This is a genomic window from Spirochaetota bacterium, from assembly GCA_025061835.1.
Lineage (GTDB): Bacteria > Spirochaetota > Brevinematia > DTOW01 > DTOW01 > SKYB106.
Genome location: JANXAC010000004.1, coordinates 57,373 through 80,738 on the forward strand (window position 1 = coordinate 57,373; position 23,366 = coordinate 80,738).

Annotated in this window: 20 protein-coding genes; 14 read left to right on the top strand and 6 right to left on the bottom strand. The window is 35.7% G+C overall.

Translation table 11 applies throughout. The features are described 5' to 3' along the window. Window positions 1-73 precede the first annotated feature (73 nt). The 4 genes from NZ579_02680 (at window position 74) to mnmA (ending at window position 3,942) form a co-directional block, all read left to right on the top strand. Window positions 74-493: a hemerythrin family protein gene (locus tag NZ579_02680; protein MCS7298855.1), complete on the top strand. Its 420-nt coding sequence runs from the start codon at window positions 74-76 to the stop codon at window positions 491-493. Between the two features lie 72 nt (window positions 494-565). Continuing rightward, on the top strand, window positions 566-1,849 hold the full coding sequence (locus NZ579_02685) for a dihydroorotase (GenBank protein ID MCS7298856.1): 1,284 nt from the start codon (window positions 566-568) through the stop codon (window positions 1,847-1,849). Between the two features lie 74 nt (window positions 1,850-1,923). Further along, entirely contained in the window at window positions 1,924-2,826 is a 903-nt protein-coding gene (locus tag NZ579_02690) for a radical SAM protein (GenBank protein MCS7298857.1), read from the top strand. Window positions 2,827-2,889: 63 nt separating this feature from the next. Continuing rightward, complete coding sequence (mnmA, locus tag NZ579_02695) at window positions 2,890-3,942, top strand: tRNA 2-thiouridine(34) synthase MnmA (protein ID MCS7298858.1); 1,053 nt, start codon at window positions 2,890-2,892, stop codon at window positions 3,940-3,942. A gap of 49 nt (window positions 3,943-3,991) precedes the next feature. On the opposite strand, the gene NZ579_02700 is transcribed toward mnmA, so the two are convergent. Then, window positions 3,992-4,867 (bottom strand): flagellin, encoded by an 876-nt coding sequence (locus NZ579_02700; GenBank protein ID MCS7298859.1) that lies wholly within the window; start codon window positions 4,865-4,867, stop codon window positions 3,992-3,994. A gap of 334 nt (window positions 4,868-5,201) precedes the next feature. Here NZ579_02700 and grpE point away from each other — a divergent pair, with 334 nt between their 5' ends. Both grpE and dnaK read left to right on the top strand, forming a co-directional pair. Continuing rightward, entirely contained in the window at window positions 5,202-5,978 is a 777-nt protein-coding gene (gene grpE / locus NZ579_02705) for a nucleotide exchange factor GrpE (GenBank protein ID MCS7298860.1), read from the top strand. A 41-nt stretch (window positions 5,979-6,019) separates the two neighbouring features. Then, a complete protein-coding gene (gene dnaK, locus NZ579_02710) occupies window positions 6,020-7,951 on the top strand; it encodes a molecular chaperone DnaK (GenBank protein ID MCS7298861.1) in 1,932 nt (643 codons plus the stop codon). 53 nt (window positions 7,952-8,004) lie between these two features. Here dnaK and NZ579_02715 read toward each other — a convergent pair whose 3' ends face one another. Then, window positions 8,005-8,940 (bottom strand): aldo/keto reductase, encoded by a 936-nt coding sequence (locus NZ579_02715; GenBank protein ID MCS7298862.1) that lies wholly within the window; start codon window positions 8,938-8,940, stop codon window positions 8,005-8,007. A 154-nt stretch (window positions 8,941-9,094) separates the two neighbouring features. Between NZ579_02715 and NZ579_02720 the strand changes: the two genes are divergently transcribed. Continuing rightward, window positions 9,095-10,306: an argininosuccinate synthase gene (locus tag NZ579_02720; protein MCS7298863.1), complete on the top strand. Its 1,212-nt coding sequence runs from the start codon at window positions 9,095-9,097 to the stop codon at window positions 10,304-10,306. A gap of 107 nt (window positions 10,307-10,413) precedes the next feature. Beyond that, on the top strand, window positions 10,414-12,312 hold the full coding sequence (locus NZ579_02725) for a hypothetical protein (GenBank protein MCS7298864.1): 1,899 nt from the start codon (window positions 10,414-10,416) through the stop codon (window positions 12,310-12,312). Here the strand turns inward: NZ579_02725 and rnc are convergent. Genes rnc through NZ579_02740 form a run of 3 tightly spaced genes read right to left on the bottom strand, consistent with a single transcriptional unit; the run spans window position 12,309 to window position 14,655 of the window. After that, window positions 12,309-13,049 carry a ribonuclease III gene (gene rnc, locus NZ579_02730; GenBank protein ID MCS7298865.1) on the bottom strand — a complete coding sequence of 247 codons (741 nt, stop codon included), beginning with the start codon at window positions 13,047-13,049 and terminating at the stop codon, window positions 12,309-12,311. The two genes, NZ579_02725 and rnc, sit on opposite strands and share 4 nt — an antisense overlap. Then, complete coding sequence (gene lpxD / locus NZ579_02735; GenBank protein ID MCS7298866.1) at window positions 13,049-14,080, bottom strand: UDP-3-O-(3-hydroxymyristoyl)glucosamine N-acyltransferase; 1,032 nt, start codon at window positions 14,078-14,080, stop codon at window positions 13,049-13,051. The genes rnc and lpxD overlap by 1 nt, the downstream gene beginning before the upstream one ends. Window positions 14,081-14,088: 8 nt before the next feature. Then, complete coding sequence (locus tag NZ579_02740; protein ID MCS7298867.1) at window positions 14,089-14,655, bottom strand: OmpH family outer membrane protein; 567 nt, start codon at window positions 14,653-14,655, stop codon at window positions 14,089-14,091. A gap of 353 nt (window positions 14,656-15,008) precedes the next feature. On the opposite strand from NZ579_02740, the gene NZ579_02745 reads away from it, so the two are divergent. The 5 genes from NZ579_02745 (at window position 15,009) to NZ579_02765 (ending at window position 18,655) form a co-directional block, all read left to right on the top strand. Next, entirely contained in the window at window positions 15,009-15,509 is a 501-nt protein-coding gene (locus tag NZ579_02745) for a phosphatidylglycerophosphatase A (GenBank protein MCS7298868.1), read from the top strand. 221 nt (window positions 15,510-15,730) lie between these two features. Beyond that, window positions 15,731-16,675 carry a UDP-N-acetylmuramate dehydrogenase gene (gene murB, locus NZ579_02750; GenBank protein ID MCS7298869.1) on the top strand — a complete coding sequence of 315 codons (945 nt, stop codon included), beginning with the start codon at window positions 15,731-15,733 and terminating at the stop codon, window positions 16,673-16,675. A 65-nt stretch (window positions 16,676-16,740) separates the two neighbouring features. Further along, window positions 16,741-17,763, top strand: a complete 1,023-nt coding sequence (locus tag NZ579_02755) for a VWA domain-containing protein (protein ID MCS7298870.1) — start codon at window positions 16,741-16,743, stop codon at window positions 17,761-17,763. Between the two features lie 41 nt (window positions 17,764-17,804). Then, the gene (locus NZ579_02760) at window positions 17,805-18,224 is read left to right on the top strand and encodes a chemotaxis protein CheW (GenBank protein MCS7298871.1); all 420 of its coding nucleotides are present in this window, start codon (window positions 17,805-17,807) and stop codon (window positions 18,222-18,224) included. A gap of 44 nt (window positions 18,225-18,268) precedes the next feature. Further along, window positions 18,269-18,655 (top strand): hypothetical protein, encoded by a 387-nt coding sequence (locus tag NZ579_02765; protein MCS7298872.1) that lies wholly within the window; start codon window positions 18,269-18,271, stop codon window positions 18,653-18,655. Window positions 18,656-18,759: 104 nt separating this feature from the next. On the opposite strand, the gene NZ579_02770 is transcribed toward NZ579_02765, so the two are convergent. Then, a complete protein-coding gene (locus tag NZ579_02770; GenBank protein MCS7298873.1) occupies window positions 18,760-21,363 on the bottom strand; it encodes a hypothetical protein in 2,604 nt (867 codons plus the stop codon). A 465-nt stretch (window positions 21,364-21,828) separates the two neighbouring features. Here NZ579_02770 and NZ579_02775 point away from each other — a divergent pair, with 465 nt between their 5' ends. Further along, on the top strand, window positions 21,829-23,316 hold the full coding sequence (locus NZ579_02775; protein ID MCS7298874.1) for a UDP-N-acetylmuramoyl-L-alanyl-D-glutamate--2,6-diaminopimelate ligase: 1,488 nt from the start codon (window positions 21,829-21,831) through the stop codon (window positions 23,314-23,316). Window positions 23,317-23,366 lie beyond the last annotated feature (50 nt).

Below are 23,366 nucleotides of genomic sequence, written 5' to 3' on the forward strand. Positions count from 1 at the left end.
TGTTCTATACTAATAGTAATTACACTTTGTTTCTAGTGTATCCAGAATTATATTATCATATTAGGAGGTAAATATGGAAAAGTTATCTCTTACACCTGATCTAATTGTTGGAGTTGAGCTAATAGATGATCAGCATAGAGAACTTATTGATAGGATAAATAAATTTATTGACGCTATATCGGTTTCTGATAGCAATGTTTTAGCCTCTGAACTTGAGAATATTTTTGATTTTATGTTGGATTATGCTCAATCTCACTTTTCAGATGAAGAGAATCTAATGGATCAGCACAAATGTCCGATCCTAGATATTCAAAAAATGCAACATCAATTTTTCGTTATGGAAGCCAGAAAACTTAAGTTTGACCTAAAAACAAAAGGTTTGACCAGTGAGCTAATTCAAAAATCTCAAAAGATTCTCGTTGAATGGATAAAATCCCATATATCTGGTATGGATAAAAAGATAAAAGATTGTGTTCATAAATCCAACTCTTGAAGGAATTGACATAGTTTCTATAAGGAACATAAAATGAAAAATCAAGGTATTGTTATTTAGAATGAGATATGTATGGGCGATATTCTGATAAAGGGTGGGAAGGTTTTTTGTTATAAAAATGGTATTGATGGTGAGGAGTTGGATATTTTTATTTCAGACGGTAAGGTTGTTGAGGTGGGTAGAAACCTGAAATGTAAGTATGAGATAGATGCGAGAGGTATGTATGTATTTCCGGGTTTCATTGACTTACATGTTCACTTGAGAGAGCCGGGTGGTGAGAACAAGGAGACGATAGATACTGGCACGAGGGCTGCAGCGAAAGGTGGTATAACGACAGTTGTCGCTATGGCTAACACTACACCTAGAATAGATAGTCCAGAGGTTTATTTTGATGTCATAAGTAGAATATCAAGGAAGGCTGTTGTGAATGTTATACAGTCAGGTAATGCTACTAAGGGTATGGAAGGAAGAGAAATAACAGAGATGGGATTAATGAAAAATTTAGGATGCTATATATTCACTGATGATGGAAAGCCAATATCTGATGCGAAGGTTATGCACAGGGTTCTTACATACGCAAAAAACTTTGACGTTTTGGTCTTTGAACATCCGGAGGAGGTATCTTTATCTGAAAACGGAGTTATAAATCAAGGCAGAAAGTCTCTAGAACTCGGGCTACAAGGAATACCAAATTGTAGTGAGAGTATAGCAGTCGCAAGAAATATACTACTTGTTCAAGAAACAAATTCTTATATTCATCTTCAACACATATCAACGAAGGAATCTGTTGAACTAATTAGATGGGCTAAGAAGGAAGGAATAAATATAACATCAGAGGCTACTCCACATCATCTTATACTTACGGATGATAGTATAACATCACATCTTGACACTAACAAGAAGATGAATCCCCCGCTTAGAAGTGAGGAAGATAGAAGAGCGTTGGTAGAGGCTTTGAAAGATGGAACTATAGATGTTATAGCAACGGATCACGCACCACACACGAAGTTTGAAAAATCTTTAACTATACAGGAAGCACCATTTGGAACGATAGGTCTTGAGACAGCGCTACCTGTGTTATATACCTACCTTGTGAAAACCAATGAGATTAGCTTGCTTCAGCTTGTAAAGTTGTTTTCTTACAATCCTTCAAGAATTCTAAGACTTAAAGATAAAGGACATCTTTCGGTAGGTAGTGATGCGGATATTACTATATTTGACCCAAACAGTGAGAGTATTATAGCAGAAGATTTTTTTGTGTCAAAGAGTAAAAACTCCTGTTTCATAGGTTTGAGAGTGGAGGGTAAAGTAAGATACACAATCTGTTCTGGTAAGTTAGTTTGGAGTGATATTTGAGAGCTTATTTTAGATGTTCCAGAGTTACGTTTTTTAATTTGAAACCTATCTGGTGGTAGGTATTAAATAGTTTTATGGGGTTTGTTCCTTCTTATCTAAACTTGAGTAAGTCCGAGATAGGAGAAAGGATAGATGAGTTATTTGAGTTTTTAAATACTTGTAGAGTTTGTCCTAGAAATTGTGGTGTTGATAGGGTTGGTGGTAAGAAGGGTTTTTGTAAAGTGGGTTATTATCCTATGGTCTCATCTTATTCGCCTCATTTTGGTGAGGAAGATGTGCTCGTTGGAGTAAGAGGGTCTGGGACTATATTCTTTACGGGTTGCAATATAGCATGTGTGTATTGCCAAAATTACCAGATATCTCAACTTATGAGGGGTGTGGAGGTAGATTTTGAAACTCTCGCAAATATGATGATTAAACTGCAAGAATTAGGTTGTCATAACATAAATTTTGTCACTCCTACGCATCAAGTTCCTCAAATAGTTAGGGCAGTTGGTATAGCGATTGAGAAGGGTTTGAGAGTTCCTCTGGTTTATAACTCAAGTGGATACGATTCTGTTGAGGTTTTAAAACTCTTGGAAGGTATATTTGACATCTACATGCCAGATCTGAAATATTCCAACAATAACTTTGCTGTTAAATACTCGTATGCTTCTAACTACTTTGAGGTTGCTAAGTCTGTTGTAAAAGAGATGCACAGACAAGTTGGAGACTTAATAGTAGAAAATGGTATTGCTGTTAGAGGATTGATTATCAGACATTTAGTGTTACCTGAAGGGATAGCAGGTTCTTATGAAATTTTGAGGTTTATTGCTGAGGAAGTATCTTTGAATACTTTCATAAATATAATGGATCAGTATAGACCTCTTTTTAAAGCATACAAGTATGAGGAGTTGAAAAGAAGAATATATCTGGATGAATTCTACGATGTTTTAAATGTGGCTAGGGAGATGGGATTTAAGAGGATATATTTTTAGTGAGATGTGTTTTTGATGGTTAGACTAATGTTTAGCAGGTTAAATTTATTATATTTATAACCTATGTCTATTGTTTATGTAGGAATGAGTGGTGGGGTTGATAGTAGTGTTTCAGCGTTTCTTCTCAAGGAGTGGGGATATGATGTGAGAGGTATAACACTAGTCCTGTCAGGAGTTGAAGGGGAAAGAAAGTGCTGTTCAATTGACGAGGTTAAATACGCCGAGTATGTGTGTAGATATCTAGGGATACCGCACGAAGTCATAAGTGTGAAAGAATTATTCAAGACAAAGATAATAAATCCTTTCATCAGAGAGTACAGTTTAGGTAGGACACCTAATGCTTGTGTAAATTGTAATTTATACTTCAAATTTGGATACATTCTTGAGTATGCATTATCAAAAGGAGCAGATTTCATTGCTACCGGTCATTACGCGAAGGTTGAGAGTATTGATGGTCAGTATGTTCTAAAAGAGGCGAGGGATAAAATCAAGGACCAGTCATACTTTCTAGCAAGGCTTACAAAGTTCCAGCTCTCTAAGGTAATCTTTCCTCTTTCTGACTTAACAAAGGAAGAGGTAAAACTTATAGCAAAAGAGGCCGGATTACCTCTTAAGCCTCACCAAAGGGAAAGTCAAGACTTGTGTTTTGTTCCTGGTGATGATATAAATAGATTTCTGCTAGATCAGGGAATAGTTAAAAATCAAGGTTTGATCCTTGATGATACTGGTAATATTGTTGGTAGTCATGAAGGGATACAATTTTACACGATAGGACAGAGAAGGGGATTAAGGGTTCGTGTTGGTAAAAAAGTTTATGTAAAATACAAGTATCTTGATAGTAATACTTTGGTTGTTTCCGAAAATGCGGATTTTACAGGTCTTATTGGTTCTAAGTTGAATTGGATATGGAATAAACCTGTTCAAGGTGGTTTGTTTAGTGTTAAGATTAGATACAGGAGTAGTGGTGAGTTAGCGAATGTTGAAATACTAGATGGAGAAAGAATTAAAGTTACGTTCAGGGAGAAGCAATTCGGTGTCACACCAGGACAACTTGCCGTTCTTTACTCTGGTGATACCGTTGTTGGAAGTGCTTTTATAGATGAATCTATAGACTAAAATTTACTGGTAGTATCATTTGAAAAGAGGGGGTTATTACCCCCATATATTAACCTCTAAGTAATCCTAGTATAGCTTGTGGTCTAGCATTAGCTTGTGCTAGTAGTGATAGACTTGCGTTAAGTAGTATCTGGTTCTTGGTAAATTCACTTACTTCGTAAGCCATGTCTGTATCTCTAATTCTTGATTCTGCTGCCTGCATGTTTTCGTATCCTGTTAGCAATGATTTTGCTGCGTACATAAGCCTATTCTGATAAGCACCTAGGTCTGCTCTTTGTTTGTTCACTCTTGAAAGTGCTCTGTCAATTAAACCTATTGCTGCGTTTGCTTTATCAGGTGTTGATAGTGCTATGAAAGAAGCGGTTAGAGGGTTACCAACAGGGTTCTTTAGTCCAAGTCCTTGTGAATTCATCGTTCCGATATAGAGTTGAATTCTTTGATCCATGTTGGCTCCAATATGCAACCACATACTTGCAGTTACATTGTTCTCACCAGTGAACTTAGCGAACCTACCTGTTAGTAAGTTCATCCCGTTGAATTGGGCATGAGAAGCAATTCTGTCTATCTCTGCTATAAGAGCTGATACCTCAACCTGAATATAGAGTCTGTCTTCATCGGTGTAAATACCGTTTGATGCTTGAACTGCAAGTTCTCTTAGCCTTTGAAGCACATTGGTTGTTTGCTCAAGATATCCCTCGGCGACTTGGATGAATGAGATACCATCTTCAGCGTTCATTTCGGCTCTTCTAAGCCCTCTAATTTGAGCTCTCATCTTCTCAGACACTGCAAGACCGGCAGCATCATCACCTGCTTTGTTGATTTTCATTCCAGATGACAACTTCTCAATGTTGCCATCTACATCCCAACCTTTGATCTTAACCATTCGGTTGGCAAAAATTGAACTGATGTTATGGTTGATTATCATACACATCCTCCTTGATGTATTTTCACTAGGCGTCCTTGCCTAGCATTTCATTTATATTCTCGTTATCTGACCAAAAACCTTTAGTTTTTCATAAGTGTATATTTTATACACAATAGGTATTTTTTATATACCAAATTTTCACTCACTAGATATAATTTAAGGTTCATAAATTTTTTGACAAGGTTTATATCGTAGAAAATTAGAAAGTCTATTTGTATCTGTAGTTAATAATCCTGGTAGCAAGTTATATTAAAAACAGTATTTATCAATCAAGATTGTCTTTAGCAAATTTGGCACATAGTTTGTATATTTATAGGTGTAGGTGGAGGATTGAATGCAAGAGAGGGAAAGGTTTGAGGAACATCATAATACTGAGGATGCTAGACCTGAAAAATATGTTGAACACGATATAAACAAGGAAACTACAGAGATGAGTTTAGAACAACAGGACCAAAGCGCTATCTCTGATGAGAGTCAAGGAATGTCTTCTTCTGGTGCTGCTGGGAAAGACAGTGCTAGACCGGAAGTTTCTGAGAAGGTTAAGAAAATAAAAGATTTCATAATCTCTCTTAAGAGGGAGATTGATGAGAAGGATAAGAAGATAAAGGAGTATGAAGAACTGATAAAGAGGATTGCTGCAGATTTTGATAACTACAAGAAGAAGGTAAATAAGGAAAAGGTGGAGTATGTGAGATTTGCTACTAAAGATTTGGTTCTTGATTTACTGCCAGTTATTGACAACTTTGATAGAGCTGTTGAGATGATAAACAGTGCGAATATTGATGGAACTGCTAAGGATCTGTTTGTAGGAATACAGCTTATTCACAAGGAACTTTTGAATGTTTTAATGAAATATGGTGTTGTGAAGGTTGATGTTGAAGGAAAGATCCTTGATCCAAACATAAGTGAGGTTATAGAGGTTGAAGAAGTTGAAGTTCAGAATGAGGAGGATAAGGATATTGTTTTGAAGGAGTATCAGAAGGCTTATAAGATGTATGATCAGGTGATAAGGTCTGCTAAGGTTAAGGTTCAGAAGAGAAGGAAAAAGTTAGAAAATAAGTCTCAAGATGAAAAGGAGACTGGGAGTGGGGGTGTATCTTCCTCCTCGTAGTACATACGGGGAGGCGTCTTTTTATTTTTTGGGAGGTATGTATGGCTCAAAAGATTATAGGTATTGACCTTGGAACAACAAACTCTGTTGTTGCGGTGATGGAAGGTGGAAAACCTGTTGTTATACAGAATCAAGAAGGTAGCAGGACTACTCCTTCTATTGTTGGATTTACTCAAAAGAATGAGGTTCTGGTTGGTGCTCCTGCCAAAAATCAGATGATAGTGAATCCTGAGAATACTATCTATTCAATAAAGAGGTTTATGGGTAGAAGATTTGAGGAGACTGAGGAGGAGAGGAGAAGAGTTCCTTACAAAGTTGTTCCGCATGGTGATAGTGTTAGAGTTAGAACTATCGCAGGTGATTTCTCCCCTGAGGAAATATCTGCTAGGATACTGATGAAACTCAAGTCTGCTGCAGAGGATTATCTAGGTGAAAAAGTAGAAAGAGCAGTTATAACCGTTCCTGCATACTTCAACGATGCTCAAAGACAGGCTACCAAAAACGCAGGTATAATAGCGGGTCTCAAAGTTGAAAGGATACTTAATGAGCCTACTGCAGCGGCACTGGCCTACGGTCTTGACAAGGAAGTTTCTAAACGAGGAAAGGAGATGAAGATAGCAGTCTATGATCTAGGTGGAGGAACTTTTGATATATCTATACTTGAGATAGGAGAAGGAGTATTTGAGGTGAGATCAACTAATGGAGATACACATCTAGGTGGAGACGATTTTGACAGAAGAATAATGGATTGGTTGATTGATGAGTTTAGAAAAGAGACAGGTGTTGATTTATCTCAGGATAGAATAGCACTTCAAAGAATAAAGGAAGCAGCAGAAAAAGCAAAGATAGAACTCTCATCAAAGATGGAGACGGAGATTAACCTTCCTTTCATAGCGGTTGTAAATGGTGCTCCGAAAAACTTGATTAAAACACTGACTAGGGCTAAATTTGAGGCTTTGATAAGGGATCTTGCAGAGAGGACACTAAAACCTTGTGAGGATGCGTTGAGAGATGCTGGTCTTTCTGTGAATGATATTGATGAAGTTATATTAGTTGGTGGTTCAACGAGAGTTCCACTTATACAGAGTCTTGTAAAGGACTTTTTCAAGAAGGATCCTAACAAGTCAGTTAATCCCGATGAGGTTGTCGCCGTTGGAGCTGCGATACAAGCAGGAATACTACAGGGTGAGGTCAAGGACATTCTATTACTAGATGTTACACCTTTGTCTCTAGGTGTTGAGACACTTGGTGGGGTTATGACAGTTATCATACCAAGGAATACTACCATACCAGTGAGAAAATCTCAAGTATTCACGACTGCGGAGGACAATCAAACCGCAGTTACAATCCATGTGCTACAGGGTGAGAGACCACTTGCATCGCAGAACAGGAGTCTAGGTAGGTTTGAACTCTATGGTATTCCACCTGCACCAAGAGGTATTCCACAGATAGAGGTTACATTTGACATTGACGCAAACGGTATCCTAACAGTCTATGCAAAAGACCTGGGAACTGGAAAAGAACAGAGTATCAGAATTACTAATTCTACTAACCTAACCGAAGAGGAAATAAAACGAATGGTGGATGAAGCACAGAAGCATGCTGAGGAGGATAGAAAGAGGAAAGAACTCATAGAACTTAGAAATCAAGCTGATGGTATAGCGTATTCTTCGGAAAAACTACTGAAGGAACAGGGTGATAAGATGAGTCAGCAAGATAGACTTGACCTTGAGAGAGCAATAAGCAAACTAAGAGAAAGTATGAATTCAGATGATGCCAATACCATAAAGAGAGCTATGGAAGAAGTCACAAATGTAACATACAGGATAAGTCAAGAACTATACAGGCATGCGGGTCCTACATCGTCAGGAGGATCATCTTCATACACTTCATCTTCAACAGGTTCTTCACAACAAAATGATGAGAAGGTTGTTGATACTGACTATAAGGTAGTTGATGAAGAGAAAAAATGATATGTTAGTCATCTTTTCAGGATCCTGACTAGTTTCAGGGTCCTGTTAATGTATCAGTAGAATAACTCAGGGTCATTGAGTATATCGTCTATTTTGTTAATAATGTTATCGTCTAATTTAATAATCTTAATGTTTTCATGTAGATGATCAACTTTAGTAGTTCCTACAAGAGCAGACGAGATAGATTTATGTCTTAAAACCCAACTTAACGCTAGTGTAGATGGCTTGATATTGATCTCTCTGGATAACTCAATAATTTTTTTAGACATCTTAACATTTTTTACATATCTCTCTTTTCTACCAAAACTAGGATTAAGCAATCTGTTATCATCTTGAGAAAAGTTAGTTTTTTCATCGTAAATACCTAATGCTAATCCTTGACATAATGGACTGTAGGCGATTATAGAGATCTCTTTGCTTTCACAGTATCCTATCAATTCTCTTTCTATGCCTCTTTGAAAATAGTTATAGACAATTTGGTTTGAGATTATAGGACAGTAGTTGAGTGCTTCTTCAATCATATTGGGGCCGAAGTTTGATACTCCTACATAGGAGATAACACCATCATCAAGAAGGTCTCTTAATGTTGAGAAAGTCTCCTTCAGTGGAGTGTTTGGGTCGGGCCAGTGGACTTGGTATAGGTCTATTCTATCAGTACCTAGTCTTTTTAAACTCATATCAATCTCATACATTATTGAATCTCTTTTAAGGTTATTAGATATATTACCATTATCATCCCATCTCAAACCAACCTTGGTAGCAATTATTACCTTATCTCTGAAAGGTTTGAGTATATTCCCTAAGATTTCTTCTGACTTGCCAAAACCGTAAACAGGGGCAGTATCAAAAAGGTTTATGCCCAATCGTATTGCTTCAATAATTGTATGTTCAAGTTGAGATAAGTCGTATCCCTTCCATCCTATTTCCCATCCACCGTATCCTATAACAGAGACTTTAATATCTGATTTGCCTAATTGCCTATACTCCATAACTTTACTTTGTAATTATAATGATAACTTACTTTTATATTTGAACTTGTATATTATTTTAGGATAAAGTCTAAAATTCAAAATTAGGTATCTTAGGAGCAGGGAAGTTGAAAAAATGGCATAACATTATTTAGTTTTAGGCAGGACTTGTGGTATGAAGATAGTTTTGGCTTATTCTGGTGGTTTGGATACTTCTGTGATACTGAAATACTTGATAGAGAGATACAATGCTGATGTTATAGCGTTCGTTGCTAATCTGGGACAAAATGAGGACCTTGAGGAAATTAAAAATAAGGCACTAAAGACTGGTGCTAGCAAAGTTTATGTTGAAGATTTGAGGAGTGAGTTTGTTGAGGAGGTTGTTTGGAAAGTATTGAAGGCAGAAGCGAGGTATGAGAACTACCTTCTTGGAACATCAATGGCTAGACCTATCATAGCTAAAAAGCAGGTAGAAATTGCTATCAAGGAGTCTGCTCAAGCAGTTGCTCACGGTGCGACAGGTAAAGGGAACGATCAAGTGAGGTTTGAACTTGCTTACAAGGCACTAGCACCAGAACTTAACATTATATCTCCTTGGAAGGATGATGATTTTCTTAAAAGGTTCAAAGGCAGAAGTGATATGATAAAATATGCTCAAGAAAATGGAATACCAGTTGATGTAACATTGAAGAAACCATATAGTATGGACCCAAACCTAGTGCATATTAGTTATGAAGGAGGAATACTAGAAGATCCTTCTAGACCTTACGATGAAGAGATGTTTAAGATGACCAAGTCTCCAGAGGAAGCACCAGACCATCCAGAAGAGGTTGAAATAGAATTTCAAAATGGAGTGCCTATCTCTGTTAATGGGCAAAGACTAGAGTCTTACCAGATTATTGATAAACTTAATGACATAGGGGGTAGGAATGGTATTGGAAGGATTGATATAGTTGAGAATAGGCTGGTTGGTATAAAATCAAGGGGAGTGTATGAAACTCCAGGATTTACCATCTTAATGAACGCTCACAACATTCTGTCTCAACTTGTCTGGGATAGAGATGTTGTTTCAATGAAAGAGATGTTGTCTGTAAGGTATGGAGAGATTGTCTATTATGGCAAATGGTTCCATCCGTTGAGGTATGCTCTTGATAATTTCTTTGATGAGATAAACAAGTTTGTATCTGGAAAAGTGAGGCTTAAATTATACAAAGGTAATATTACACCTATCTCTAGAGAAAGTAAATATTCAATATACGATCCAGAGGTATCATCATTTGAGGGTGTTGAATTATATAATCACACTGATGCAAAAGGTTTTATAAATCTCTACGGCTTACCTACCAAGATGATGTCAATAAAATCAATAATTTCTAGGTTATCATAGTGCAATTTAGAGATTATAGTTTGGGGTTGTGTTAGAGGTTGAGGTCTCTAAACGAAAAGTTCAGGTAAATTGATAAACGGTTGAGGCTCTTTAATAATAATTATGAGATGGTTGGAGTGATTGTTAAAATCAATATATTTCTATCAGTAATTCCTATTCTTCTTCTTTTGACTTCGGTGTATGAGACAGTAGTAAAGGCTGTCTTGTTTATGTCAACTTTGTTTCCTATATTGTCTATTTTTTTATCATTGAGGTCTTTAGGAGTAATTGGAAAAGTATCTCTGAGAAGTTTGAAGAAAAGTCAAAAGTTTATACTAGTGTTAGCTTTATCACTTCCATCAACAATTTTGTCTTACTTTATCGTATTGAGTGCATTTACAACTGCTGAGGCTTTAGTAGCAGTTTTGGTATCATCACTTCAAATATCATCCAACCTACTTTTGCTTTTTTTGATAATTACAAAGCATAGAAAACTCAAACTTAAGTTAATACTTTTTTCTTTGCTTTCTTTGGTGGTAACTTCTGTATTACTGTGGGTAGTAGGAGACAGCTTGATGATGTGGTATTCTGTGTTTGTTCTGGGGTTAGGGTTTTTCCTTTTGATACCAAAGCTAGTTAGAGACCAATTCCAAAATATGGGACAAATATTACAGATGTTGGGTACTTTCTTGATATTAGTCACTAATTTAGGGTTTATCTTTATAAAGGATAAGATAATTTCTGTAGTATTGTTGTCTCTAACTAACTTTCTTATTTCCACAATAGTATCATTTGAGATCAAGAATTTCAGAACTGTATCAGTGGTATTGTGTGGTTGGAGTTTGCTTTTGTTCCTCAGCAGTATAGTTTTTTGGATGAATATACCATACCACATTATACAGTCAAACATAATATCATCACTGGTTGTGGTTGTGCCAGTAATTCTTAGGTGGTATTTGGATAGGATTATCATAAGATCTTCGGACATACTTAGGGATATAGATACATTTGTAAGGAGGTTTAGGGAGTATAGGTATCAGGAATTGGATAATCCAAAGGAAGTTATTCCTAGAATCTTCAACAAAGACGCCAGATATATCAAGATATCAATTCTATCGCAAAATCAAATACCTCTCTATGTTCTTAACAAGCTGGTTTATAAAAAGAGTCTTTCAATAAGTGATGTTATGAACTCAGATAGGGAAACAGTAAGTTTTTTCTATTCAAACAGAATAGTTCTAATATCAAGGCTCTCAAACCAAGTGTCTGAGACGGATTACCTTATACTGAAGATACCAATGATGTTTTCGGACATATCACTCTCTAACAATATTCAAAGACTTAAGGATTTCCATCACATATTTCTAGAACTAGAAAGAACTATATCAAACTTCCTTATTCTACCTTTGAAGTATGAACTTGAGAAGAAGAGGGAACTACATGTTAGAGAGATTGAATCGTTTGAAAGAGTGAAATATTTCCTAGTCAAGGATATGGACTATTTTGTATATCTTGATAAGATAATTGCTTACAAGTATGTTGAAGATGTTGATAGAAAGAGAGGATATTACTTTGACGTGTCTATAAGTTCTGATAAGTTAGTAGGTTTCCTATTCTTTATTCCGGATATGTTGATGTTATCAAACTTTGTGCTTCTTGCTATGAAGGGTATAGTGAAAAGTTGTCAAACAGAGGAGATAACTCAAAGCAAACTAGAAGATATTGCTAGAAACTTTCTACAAGAAAGAGACTTACCTTTACAGATCAGTATAACTTCATTTGAAGTCTCTGATAGTAAGATAGTTATTAAACCTTCTGATAAAGTAAAGGTTTATAGCGTCAAGGATAATGTTGTTGATAGTATAACATATACAACAGAGTTAGAAACTAGTCAGTATTTGATAATTTCTACTACAGATATTGATATTAGTCTGATACCTAAGGGGGTAAGTGATAAAAAAGAATTTATTAGTAGTTTTTTCAGTAACATATCATCTCCAGATACATTCGTTGCTGTTTGTGTTTAGATATTTTCTTCCTTTTTGATCTTTTCCAGAGCATTTCGTGCTGCGTTTTGTTCTGCTTCTTTCTTTGAAGAACCTTTCCCTTCCGCAAGTAAGGTGTTATTTATGAAGACTCTAACAACAAATTCTTTCCTGTGTTCTGGTCCTGTCTCTTCAACAACGGTATATACTGGGTAGGTAGATAGGTTGGATACCGAGTATGTCTGGAGAAGACTTTTGTAGTCTTTAGTGCCATCCTTAATTCTTGACTCAATTATGTCCTTAAATAATCTTAGCACAACTTGTCTTGTTACTTCTAGTCCGCTGGATATGAATATCGCTCCTATAACCGCTTCAAGTGAGTTAGAGATAATAGTTCTTAAACCTCTTTCATCAAACTCATTCACAGGAGGATAGGTCAGAATAACCTTATCTAGACCAAGGTCAATTCCAATTCCATACATAGACTTTCTACTGACAACATCAGCTCTTATCATTGAGAGACCACCTTCGTCAAGATTAGGATAATTTCTGTATAAGTATTCGCTTATAATTAGTGATATTACTGCATCTCCAATAAATTCGAGTCTCTCGTTTGAGTGTTCTATGGACATTGAGTTATTTCTAGTAAATGAAGAATGAGTCAAACTTTTATTTAGTAGTTTTACATCTCTAAACTTCACACCTAGTTTTTCTTCAAGTTCCTTCAGCTTCTCAAGCCTTTCTTTTGAAATGTTGTTGTGATGCATTTCAAAAATCATCACTTATTACCTTTGATGCTCTGGACTTCGTCTTCTAGTTGCTTCACTCTCTTTACTAATTCTGGTAGTTTTACCTCGGCAGCAAAAATTCTCCTCTGTTCTAATGCTTCTCTTGCTGGTGAGCCTAGAAGAACCTTGTTTGGAGGAACTTCTCTATCATCTACACCTGCTTGTGCCATAATAACTACATTATCTCCTATTTTAGCGTGATCAACTACGCCAGCCTGTCCAGCGATAACAACATTATTACCAATATTGGCACTACCTGCTATTCCTGCTTGAGAGACTATTACACAATTACTACCTATCTTGACATTGTGTGCTATTTGGACTAGGTTATCTATTTTGGTTCCTTTGCCTATCACAGTCTCACCTATGAATGCTCTATCAATACAAGTATTAGCACCAATTTCAACGTTATCTTCAATTACAACTTTTCCTAGGTGAGGTATTTTGTAGTATTCCCCTTTATGGAAAGCATAGCCAAATCCATCAGCTCCTATTACTGCGCCAGAATGTATGATAACATTGTTACCTATTACACTACCAGGGTATATTACTACATTAGGTCTTATAATGACATTATTTCCGATCTTGACATCATATCCTATGAATACTCCCGAATAGATGACCACTTTGTTGCCTATGGTGACGTTGTCCTGAATAGTAACAAATGGCATTATAGTAACATTACTTCCAATTTTGGCACTTTTGGATATGTAAGCTAAGTCAGATATACCTTCAAATCCTACATTCTCGTAAGGATAGAAAAGTTCTGCTATTTTGGCTATGGCAAATCTAGGGTCCTCAACTTTTATGAGTGTCTTGCCTTGATACTCAAACTCATAGGGAGTTATTATGGCTGATACCTCACTCTTAAGTGCTTCCAGATACTTTTTCTTATCAACAACGAATGTTATGTAACCTTTCTTGCCGTCAGTGTATTCACATATTCCGTATATATCCTCGTTGTGATCACCTTCAACGATACCGTTGACAAAATTCGCTAGCGCTTGAATATTATACTTCATATTTATCCTCAATATTTCTTTTTAGCGTCTTCTTGGACCTTTATCCATTTGCTCAAGTCTGAAGTTATGTCATTACCTTTGGAATAATAAATCACATTACCTCTTGTATCAAGTATCATTGTAAAGCCGTTCTTGTCTCCGTAAGATCTTATGTAGTTTATTATGTCTCTATATACATACTGCCTTAAACTATCTCTATATCTGTTGAGATTTTCTTCAACCTTTTTTACCTCGTTTAGATATTCGTTTAGTTTTTTATCGTACTCTTCTACAATTTTCTTGTAGTCATTTGAAAGTTGATAATCTACATTAGTGCCTGCTGAAACAATCTTGTTTGATAACTCTATTACTCTATTTCTCAAAGTACCAAGTTCCTTACTCATACTATCTAATCTGTCTTTTGAGGTCTTCCGATAATCGTTAAACTCTTTTGCTATTTCCTTGTCTTCAACAAACTTGTCAAATACCTCAATAAGGTCAACTACTCCTATTTTTTCAACTTTGCTGTATCCGTATAGGGTATAACAGAGAACCAAAGATAGTATAGAAGTAGTAAATACACTCAAAATACGCATAATAGTCCTCCATTACTACAAATGTATGATAAATCAATAGTAGATAAAATAACAAACTCTAAAAATTGTAGAATTTACCGAAAGTTATGTTATCCATACTCGCTTCTAATAAGTTCTAGATGAATAGGTAAGTTCAGGTCTTTGCTTGCTGACTACTTTTAATTATATACAATGTTTGTTGGTTCTAGAGTTTTTGCTTCTTACAACTTCTCTTTTATGTTCTAGAAGAGTGTTTATTTTGGTTCAGAGGTTGATGTATATAGAAAGAAATCTAGACTAGTTATAAATTTTAGATTTTTCATTTCTTTCTACATTGCAAGATAGTTTAGGTCTTTTTGATAATCTGTTGTGGTATGAGTAGGATAGTTGAGTTAGTAGTTAAGTTTCTTGCTACTGGAGGTTTGGTTGGTTATTTACCAGTTGCTAGAGGAACTTTTGGAACTTTGATAGGAGTTGCTATCTTCATATTATTAAGTGGTTATACAGTTGTATTTTATGCCCTTATTGTCATACTAACAGTAATAGCATTTCCTGTTAGTAATTATGCAGAGAAAGAAATATTTAAAACTAAAGATAGCAGTTATATAGTGATTGATGAAGTTGTAGGTTATCTGGTCTCAACAGTTGGCTTTACATTCAGCTTCAATCCTCAAGGTATAACTATACTTGTCCTAACATTCATCATATTTAGAATATTTGATATATTCAAACCTTATCCTATTGTTCATATCCAGTCGCTAGGTGGAGGAGTGGGAATTGTACTTGATGACATATTTGCGGGTGTAATGACTAATATTCTAGTTAGAATACTTATGTCATTTGAAATATCAAGGATCTTTATGCCACTGTTCTAACTTACAGAGGTAAGGTATTCTTAAGGATTCTTCAAATTCAATAAGGTTTTTTGTCTGTTGGTCTGAATTTTTGTTTAATTCTTTGTTATTACATTTGTGTCCTGATGCTTTGATTTTGAGATGATACAATATGAGGTTTGATGAAGTTTTTGGTTTCATTGTTCAAATAATCTAGTATGTAGTAGTGCTATTGGTGAGCGTATTTGTAAGATGGTTTTCTGATGATTATAATGATGCTAAATGTTATGTTAATGTTGGGTACTATACTTAAGGGACAGGAGCGCAACTTTGAAGTTGTGGAAGATTTCAATATTAAGCCACTGACTACCTTCAGGATAGGTGGAATTGTTAGGTATTTTGTGCGAGTTTATAATGAGGAAGGTTTAGTTCGTATTTTGGGTATTTTGAATGAAGAGAGTATTCCATTCTTTTTACTTGGAGGTGGATCTAATCTACTGGTTTCTGATGGGGTAATAGACGGACTTGTTGTAATTAAGCTTGAAGGAACTTTTAAAGAAGTGGAGGTCCTAAGGGGTACCGATGATGAAGTTTTTGTTAAGGTTGGTGCTGGGTATTCGCTACCTTCGTTTTCTAAATTTGCGCTTGATAATGGTCTTTCTGGTGTGGAGTTTTGTATTGCTATACCGGGTAGTTTTGGTGGGGGACTTATAATGAATGCGGGAGCACACGGTGGAGAACTTAAAGATGTAGTAAAAAGAATTCGTTGTATAACAAGGTTTGGAGAGATAGTTGAACTCTCAAACGAAGAAGCAGGTTTCTCATATAGGAGTAGCAAACTTTCTGATTACATTGTTTTATCAGCAGTTTTGTCTCTTAAAAAAGGTGATAAGCATAGAATAAAAGAGAAGATGGATGAAAACCTTATATACAGGGCTAATACTCAACCAAAGGGTTTCTCTGCTGGTTCTGTATTCAAAAACCCACCTAATAACAAGGCTTGGAGACTGATAAGAGAGGTTGGGCTTGCTGGATATAGGATAGGTGATGTTATGTTTTCTGACAAACACGCAAATTTCATAATAAACCTTGGTAATGGTAGATCTGGAGATGTAATTAGCTTGATGAGGATTGCTTACGATAGAGTGAAGAGTAATTTTGGTATAACTCTAGAACCAGAGATAAAATTTTTAGGTTTACATTTCTAGTATCAAGTTTAGTTTGTTGAAACAAGAAAGTATTTCTGTTAGTATAACTGGTGAGGAGTTGTATTATGAGATTTGTGCTAGTATTTTGTTTAATTTTCATTCTAGGACTTGTAGGTTTCTCGGATACATACGTAATTGTTATAGACACTTCGTTGAGTATGGTTAGAAAGTTGCCTGACGGTAGAAGGATATACGATGTTGCCTTGATGTCTCTGTCTAATTCAGTTTTCTCTCTCAAAAGTGGAGATGTAGTTTATATCGTTGATTTTAATGAGAATGTTTATATAAGACCACCAATAAGAGTTGAGGGAGAGCATACTAAGGAAGTCATATACAAAATAATGACAGGGACACAACCGTATGGAAAATGGACATTTACCTACCGAATGCTTGAGGAGATAGCAACGCTAATAAAGGTTAGTAATATCCCCCCAGATAGGTCAAAGGTTATAATAATATCGGATGGAATTGACGACCCGCCTATAAAAACGAAGAAATACTCCGTTCAACTTGAGAAGTTATCTACACTTTTTGACAAGAATCAACTTATATACTACATCTCTTTGGAGAAACTCATATCTAGCAAAACTGTGTCTCCAAAATCAGAGTTAGCAAAACAACTTAGGGAGACAGAGCAGATAAGAGTTATAGAAGTCTCTGATACTAATCAGGTGTCTTATGCAGTTGAGACTGCTTTTACTGGTGGGGATAATATTCTTGACATAGTATTGTATATCTCGGTGACTACGATACTAGTTGTGTTGATAGGTTTCATAGTTTTCAGCAACTTTGTAATTCCTAGTGTAGCAAGTAAGAAATCAGGTATAACCAATCTTATCTGTTCATCTGCGAAGGTTAAGAAGACTATTCCTATCAAGGGGCACAAGATATCTATATCTGGTTCCAAAGGTAAGTTTGTTCTACCTGGTTGGACCTACCCCGGAGAGATGACGATAAAGGCTACTATGAAGGGATATATGATTTTGTTTTCTACTACATCTGGTTTGTTAATATCAATACCAGATAAGTCTATTTTGAGTAGGGGTATGTCCTTTGATGTTGGTAATTACCATTTTGAGGTCTCTTAGGTTGATTGAATGTATAGGTTTTTATTATATTTTTAGCGGTTATGAAGTTTGTTACATTTTCGGTTTATAACCAGAAGTATGCAGTGGATATAGCATACACTGAAGAAGTTATGGTTATGCTACCTTACCTTGAAGTTCCGCATTCTTACGAGTTTGTTGAGGGAGTAGTTGATATAAGAGGTGAAATAGTTCCTGTGATAAGTTTAAGAAAGCGCTTTGGAGTTTTTGAGGAGAATAAGGGTAAAACCTACCTCGTTGTTGTAACTGTTGATGGCAAGAAATATGGTCTAAGAGTTGATTCAGTTGAAGGAGTAATTGATGCTAATGAGACAGAGATGTCTTCATCAAGCGAGCTAGGTGAAATAAGTAGTGAGTTTATAACATCAGTGGTCAGAAAGAATACGGAACTTTTTATAGTTTTGGATGTCAAAAAACTCATAGAGATAAAGCAAGTAGTATAAGATACCGATAGATTTGGAAGAGATCTGCTTCTAGGGGTAGTATTATGACTGACAAGGAGAGAGTGGAACTTATAAGGAAGGGTAATCAACTCTTTAATGAGGGTAAGATAGAGGATGCAAGTAAGATATTCCTTGCCACAAACTACAAGGACGGTCTTGTTAGGGTAGGGGATCATTATCTTTATCAGGAAAAGAAATTCTTCAAAGCGTTTTTCTACTATAAGAAAGCAAATTACTCTAAAAGACTAGATGAGATATACAAAAAGTGGGCTGAAGTTATACACTTTTTATTGGAGGAGGATAAGAAAATATCATCGGATGAACAGAAACTTGAGACCTTTGATAGAGAGGAGTCTTACAATCAAGGACAAGAAAACCAGCAGAGTAGTTTAATCAAAGAATACAATTTCCCAAAACTTGAACATAGGTAAGTCTTAAAGCCATCGTTAAAATTTCTTCTTTCTCTATATAGAAATTCAAATTATTCTGGGTGTGTTGTTATTTTTTGAGATTACTTATCTCATATCTGTTTCTACTATCTAGATACGAAGATTGGTAAGTAATTGCCTTTGTAGGAATATGATATTATGTATCCTTTCTGTGAAACTAGTCTTCCGTTTGAAAACTTTGCGTTCATTCTACTCGCTATAGATGATAGCGTCTCGCTTTGTCCAAGTTCTTTCATAATCCACCATTCTATTATGGATGATAGAGTTTCAAAGACAGACAGATCACCTGTCTTGATCAGAATATCCATCAGTCTTTTATTAGGTGCAATTAGGTATCCTTTTTCTGAAACTAATCTAGAAATACTAGTGTTCCTAAGAAGGTAGTAGAAATACACAGAGTAGCTTTCCGATCCGTATAACCGTTTTGAAACTCTAGCAAAATTATCAAATGCTGGGTTGTATTGCACTCTAATGATAGAAGGTATGTTGTCAATGCTTTCATCCTTTATTATTACTCTTGTAGTGACTTTCCCTTCGGAAAGAGATTTGATCATCTCTTCAAGTTCGGATACTCTCTTCCTTAACTCTTCGTTCTCTTTTTTGAGTTTGTCAATTTCATCTCTGAAATTTCCGCTATCAACTGTAGTTTGAGGTGATGTTGTAGTTTCGGCTACTTGGAAGGTTCTTATATACTCAACTACTGCGGATGTATTCACAACCTGTCCGTTTGCTAGGTATCCTTCAATTCTTATAAGGTTTCTACCACTTTCTAGTTGAATATTAGTTGATATTGATTGAGGAGGTTTTTCTATTGAAGCTATGGGTATTCCCTGTCTGTAGATTAAGACTCTTCTGAAATCGCCTTTCATTTCAAAAGATAATGGTATATTGGGGTCTCTTGTTTGTTGGGGGAGGCTTGATAAGACTATCTCACCTTTAAGTTCGGAGAATTGGACATCAAACTCCCTTGAACTTGAGTTGCCAGCCTTGTCGTAAGCAACTATTCTAATTTTCTTTGTGTTCCTATTTGGTATGAACATAGAATAGATTACTCCATCACTCTGTTGTGTTTCAACGAGATTGGATACGGTTTCAGAGAAAACTACTCTATCGTGGTAGGTATCTACTACTCTGAAGGTAAATCTTCCGTTCTTCTCAACTATCCTATTACCATCTTCTGAAATGATGTTTGGTGCTACGGTATCAACTATAACTGATAGGAAATTCGTTGATTGATTGTTGAAACTGTCCTTTTGGACGAGTTGAATGTTGTTTGTTCCTTCAAGTAGGTTTAGTTGAACGAGTATTCTGTTTTGTGTTCTAGATATACCTAATGTTTCTTTTCTTCCATTTATGAATGCTTGAATATCTACATCTAGTGCTACTGTCCTTCCGACAATTTCAATACTTCGTTGATTGTAAAATAGAGGAATAGGTGAGAATGATATGGTTGGGGGCTTACTCCTTACTATTAGTGTGTCCTTTATAGTTTCCTTGTTCCCTTCGTAGTAGTAATCAATGTTGAGGACGTAGATGTCATCAAGAAGTTCAGATGTATTAAATACTATTTCCATACCTTCGGATAATCTTTTTACTTGAGGTTTTACATTGAAAACTCTACCGAGGTTTAGGGATACTAATGAAACATCTAGGCTTGATATTGAATTTACCTTGTTACCATAAAGGGATACTAGAACATTAGTTCTTGAGAGGTATTTTATGTCTTGGATTTTTAGAAATGGTTTCTGATACTCAAGGATAGCAAAAGTTCCTTGTCTGTTATCAAATCCTACAAAGACCTTATCCTTTAGGATAGAGATAGTGCTTGCTATTGGTTTTCGTAGTAGTTCGTTTTGCTGAAACTCATAACTTCCTGTTTCAGTATCAAAGACTATAAGACCGTCATAAGTTGCCATAATTATGTTTTTACCTATCATATTCACAGAGAAAACTGCTGAAGAGTAAGATAATCTTCTTAACTGTTCAGTCCTTCTGTTGAAGGATAGTAATCCTAGAGATGTCCCTATGAATATTGTATCACCGTAAGGTATCACAGACATAACTGCACCAGATAGTATTGGATACTCTGATGATGAATAACTTGTGTATAAGTAAGATAGATAGTCAAATGAAGAGAAACCTTCAGATGAAGCAACAACCTTGTCAAATACGGAGAACTTGATATCCCTAATAAAGTTATCAACGAGACCATTGACTACCGTTGTAGGAGAGTCTCCGAGTGAATTGTTTAGGTAGTCGTAATTGTAAAAACCCCACGACCTGGTTCCTATATATAGATATTTAGCATCAGAGAAGAGAAATGTTATATTTTGATCTTTCAAACCTCTCTCTTGTGTTATTTCACGAACTACTGAAAACCTATCGTTTAGAATAATCACACCCCTACTAGTGCCTACAAACACATAAGACTGTGAAGCAGAAAGAGAAGTTATAACCCTATCAACTAATCTAGTCTCTATTTCCTTGACCTCAGTTAGTTTCTTTGTAGTAATTTCAAAGTAGTAGAGTTTTTTAGGAGTTGAGAATACAAAGCCATCCTTGAAAGGTGCGGATGATTTTATAAAATCGTTTATCTGTGATATATGATATTCTTTTAGCAAACTTTGTGCTTCGGAAATTAAGGTTAAAAGAAGTATGAAAAGTGTGATTGGTAGTATTCTGTTTAGCATACATTAATATAATATATTTCGGATTTATGGACTATACAAACTTAACTAGATTTTGAACAACAGATTCTAATCTACACTGTAAGTAAGGTAAGATATAGATTTTTTGCTTACACACTACTTTTGTTTCTATACAGTGCTAGTTAATCTTAAATTTTCACTTCAAACTAAACCTGCTAGGTGTTCGTTTAAGAGTATTTAACTAATGCTTGAAGAAGATTGGTATAATAGTGAATTTTAGATTTTATTAGGTCTTGGGTTTGTGTTTTTTACGAGTGTTTAGTTTTTTGGTATATTAACTTTTTACACTAGATGTTGATATTACTCTTGAGAGAGTTTAAAATGTTTTTAGAATGCTCTTAATAAAATCTTTTAGAATGTTATGAAGGTGAATACAGAAGTTTTGAATTATTCCGACTATGTTATTGAGGTGTAGTATTGAGTTATTCTAGTTTGGGGATATGTTCTATGAAGTTATCTAGAATCCTGGAACTTGTGAAAGATTATGTAGTCAAAAGTAATTTGACCATTGACATTGATATAAGCAGTATTTCGGAGGATTCAAGGGATGAGATAATTGACAGTAATACCTTGTTCTTTGCGATAGAAGGGAGTAAGGTAGATGCTACGAAGTTTATTCCAAGTCTAATAGAGAGGGGGTGTAAAACATTCATAACTAGCAAAGATGTTGGATATTATGAGGGTGTGAATATAATACAGGTTAAGAGTATAAGGCGAGTTGAAGCGATTGTGTCAAAAGCATTCTACAACAGACCTGATGATAGACTTAAGGTTTTTGGTGTAACGGGGACTAAGGGAAAAACAACGGTATCCTATATGATGTTCAATGGTTTGAGGGCACTCGGAATGAAAGGAGGGCTTATTGGAACTATAGAGTATAGAATAAACGACTATTCAATGAACGCAGAAAACACTACTCCGGGACCTCTTCATATTTTCACTCTTCTTGACGAGATAGTTAAGAACAGTTGTGAGTTCGTATCTATGGAGGTGTCATCTCATGGTCTTGAGACTGATAGAGTTTATGGTCTTAAGTTTGATGCGGGAATATTCACAAACCTATCAAGAGAACACCTAGATTTTCATCAAACGATGGAAAACTACTTCAACGCAAAGATGAAACTATTTCACTTGATAAAAGAATTCAATCCGGATGGTATTGCTGTTATCAACATTGACAACGAATGGGGACGGAAAGCGTACGAGATAACTAAATCTCTAGGTATCAAAACGCTTACTTGTTCTACGGTTGTAGACGCTGACATCAGAGCAAAGAATATAACTGTATCTCTTGATGGAAACTTATTTACTGTGTCATACAGAGGTAAAGAATTCTCTACTCATACTAAAATGGTTGGATTACACAACATACACAATGCTATATGTAGTCTAGGTGCTATTGTTGGTGTTATTGGCGATGATAATATAGAATTGGTATTGAATGGTATATCTGAAACTACTGTTAAGGGTAGGTTTGAGATCTTGAGGAGTAGTAGAGGTTTTTATGTTGTAATAGACTATGCACACACTCCTGATGCGTTGGAGAAAACACTTGAAACTGCGAGGGCTTTCTCACCAACGAGGCTTACGGTAGTGTTTGGTGCAGGGGGCGATAGAGATAAGGGGAAAAGACCTATTATGGGACAAATTTCGGCTAATATAGCAGACAAGGTGATAGTAACAAGTGATAATCCAAGAACAGAGAATCCTTTTTCAATAATCAATGATATAATTAAAGGTATTCCATCAGACAGAATTCAGAAAACGAAAGTTATAGCCGATAGAAGGAAAGCCATACAGGTTGCTCTTAAGGAAGCAGTGGAAGGTGAGATAATAGTCATAGCAGGTAAAGGGCATGAAACTTACCAGATAATAGGCGAAGAAAAGATACACTTCTCTGACTACGAAGAAGTTGTTGGGAGTAGTTATTTTTGATTCATTCTTGAAGGTTCATTCTTGCTTCAAAGAATTCAATTTCTTCAGGC

Coding starts and splice junctions, on each gene's coding strand:
- NZ579_02680 (MCS7298855.1), top strand. CDS start 74: ATGGAAAAGTTATCTCTTACACCTGATCTAATTGTTGGAGTTGAGCTA.
- NZ579_02685 (MCS7298856.1), top strand. CDS start 566: ATGGGCGATATTCTGATAAAGGGTGGGAAGGTTTTTTGTTATAAAAAT.
- NZ579_02690 (MCS7298857.1), top strand. CDS start 1,924: ATGGGGTTTGTTCCTTCTTATCTAAACTTGAGTAAGTCCGAGATAGGA.
- mnmA (MCS7298858.1), top strand. CDS start 2,890: ATGTCTATTGTTTATGTAGGAATGAGTGGTGGGGTTGATAGTAGTGTT.
- NZ579_02700 (MCS7298859.1), bottom strand. CDS start 4,867: ATGATAATCAACCATAACATCAGTTCAATTTTTGCCAACCGAATGGTT.
- grpE (MCS7298860.1), top strand. CDS start 5,202: ATGCAAGAGAGGGAAAGGTTTGAGGAACATCATAATACTGAGGATGCT.
- dnaK (MCS7298861.1), top strand. CDS start 6,020: ATGGCTCAAAAGATTATAGGTATTGACCTTGGAACAACAAACTCTGTT.
- NZ579_02715 (MCS7298862.1), bottom strand. CDS start 8,940: ATGGAGTATAGGCAATTAGGCAAATCAGATATTAAAGTCTCTGTTATA.
- NZ579_02720 (MCS7298863.1), top strand. CDS start 9,095: ATGAAGATAGTTTTGGCTTATTCTGGTGGTTTGGATACTTCTGTGATA.
- NZ579_02725 (MCS7298864.1), top strand. CDS start 10,414: ATGGTTGGAGTGATTGTTAAAATCAATATATTTCTATCAGTAATTCCT.
- rnc (MCS7298865.1), bottom strand. CDS start 13,049: ATGATTTTTGAAATGCATCACAACAACATTTCAAAAGAAAGGCTTGAG.
- lpxD (MCS7298866.1), bottom strand. CDS start 14,080: ATGAAGTATAATATTCAAGCGCTAGCGAATTTTGTCAACGGTATCGTT.
- NZ579_02740 (MCS7298867.1), bottom strand. CDS start 14,655: ATGCGTATTTTGAGTGTATTTACTACTTCTATACTATCTTTGGTTCTC.
- NZ579_02745 (MCS7298868.1), top strand. CDS start 15,009: ATGAGTAGGATAGTTGAGTTAGTAGTTAAGTTTCTTGCTACTGGAGGT.
- murB (MCS7298869.1), top strand. CDS start 15,731: ATGATTATAATGATGCTAAATGTTATGTTAATGTTGGGTACTATACTT.
- NZ579_02755 (MCS7298870.1), top strand. CDS start 16,741: ATGAGATTTGTGCTAGTATTTTGTTTAATTTTCATTCTAGGACTTGTA.
- NZ579_02760 (MCS7298871.1), top strand. CDS start 17,805: ATGAAGTTTGTTACATTTTCGGTTTATAACCAGAAGTATGCAGTGGAT.
- NZ579_02765 (MCS7298872.1), top strand. CDS start 18,269: ATGACTGACAAGGAGAGAGTGGAACTTATAAGGAAGGGTAATCAACTC.
- NZ579_02770 (MCS7298873.1), bottom strand. CDS start 21,363: ATGCTAAACAGAATACTACCAATCACACTTTTCATACTTCTTTTAACC.
- NZ579_02775 (MCS7298874.1), top strand. CDS start 21,829: ATGAAGTTATCTAGAATCCTGGAACTTGTGAAAGATTATGTAGTCAAA.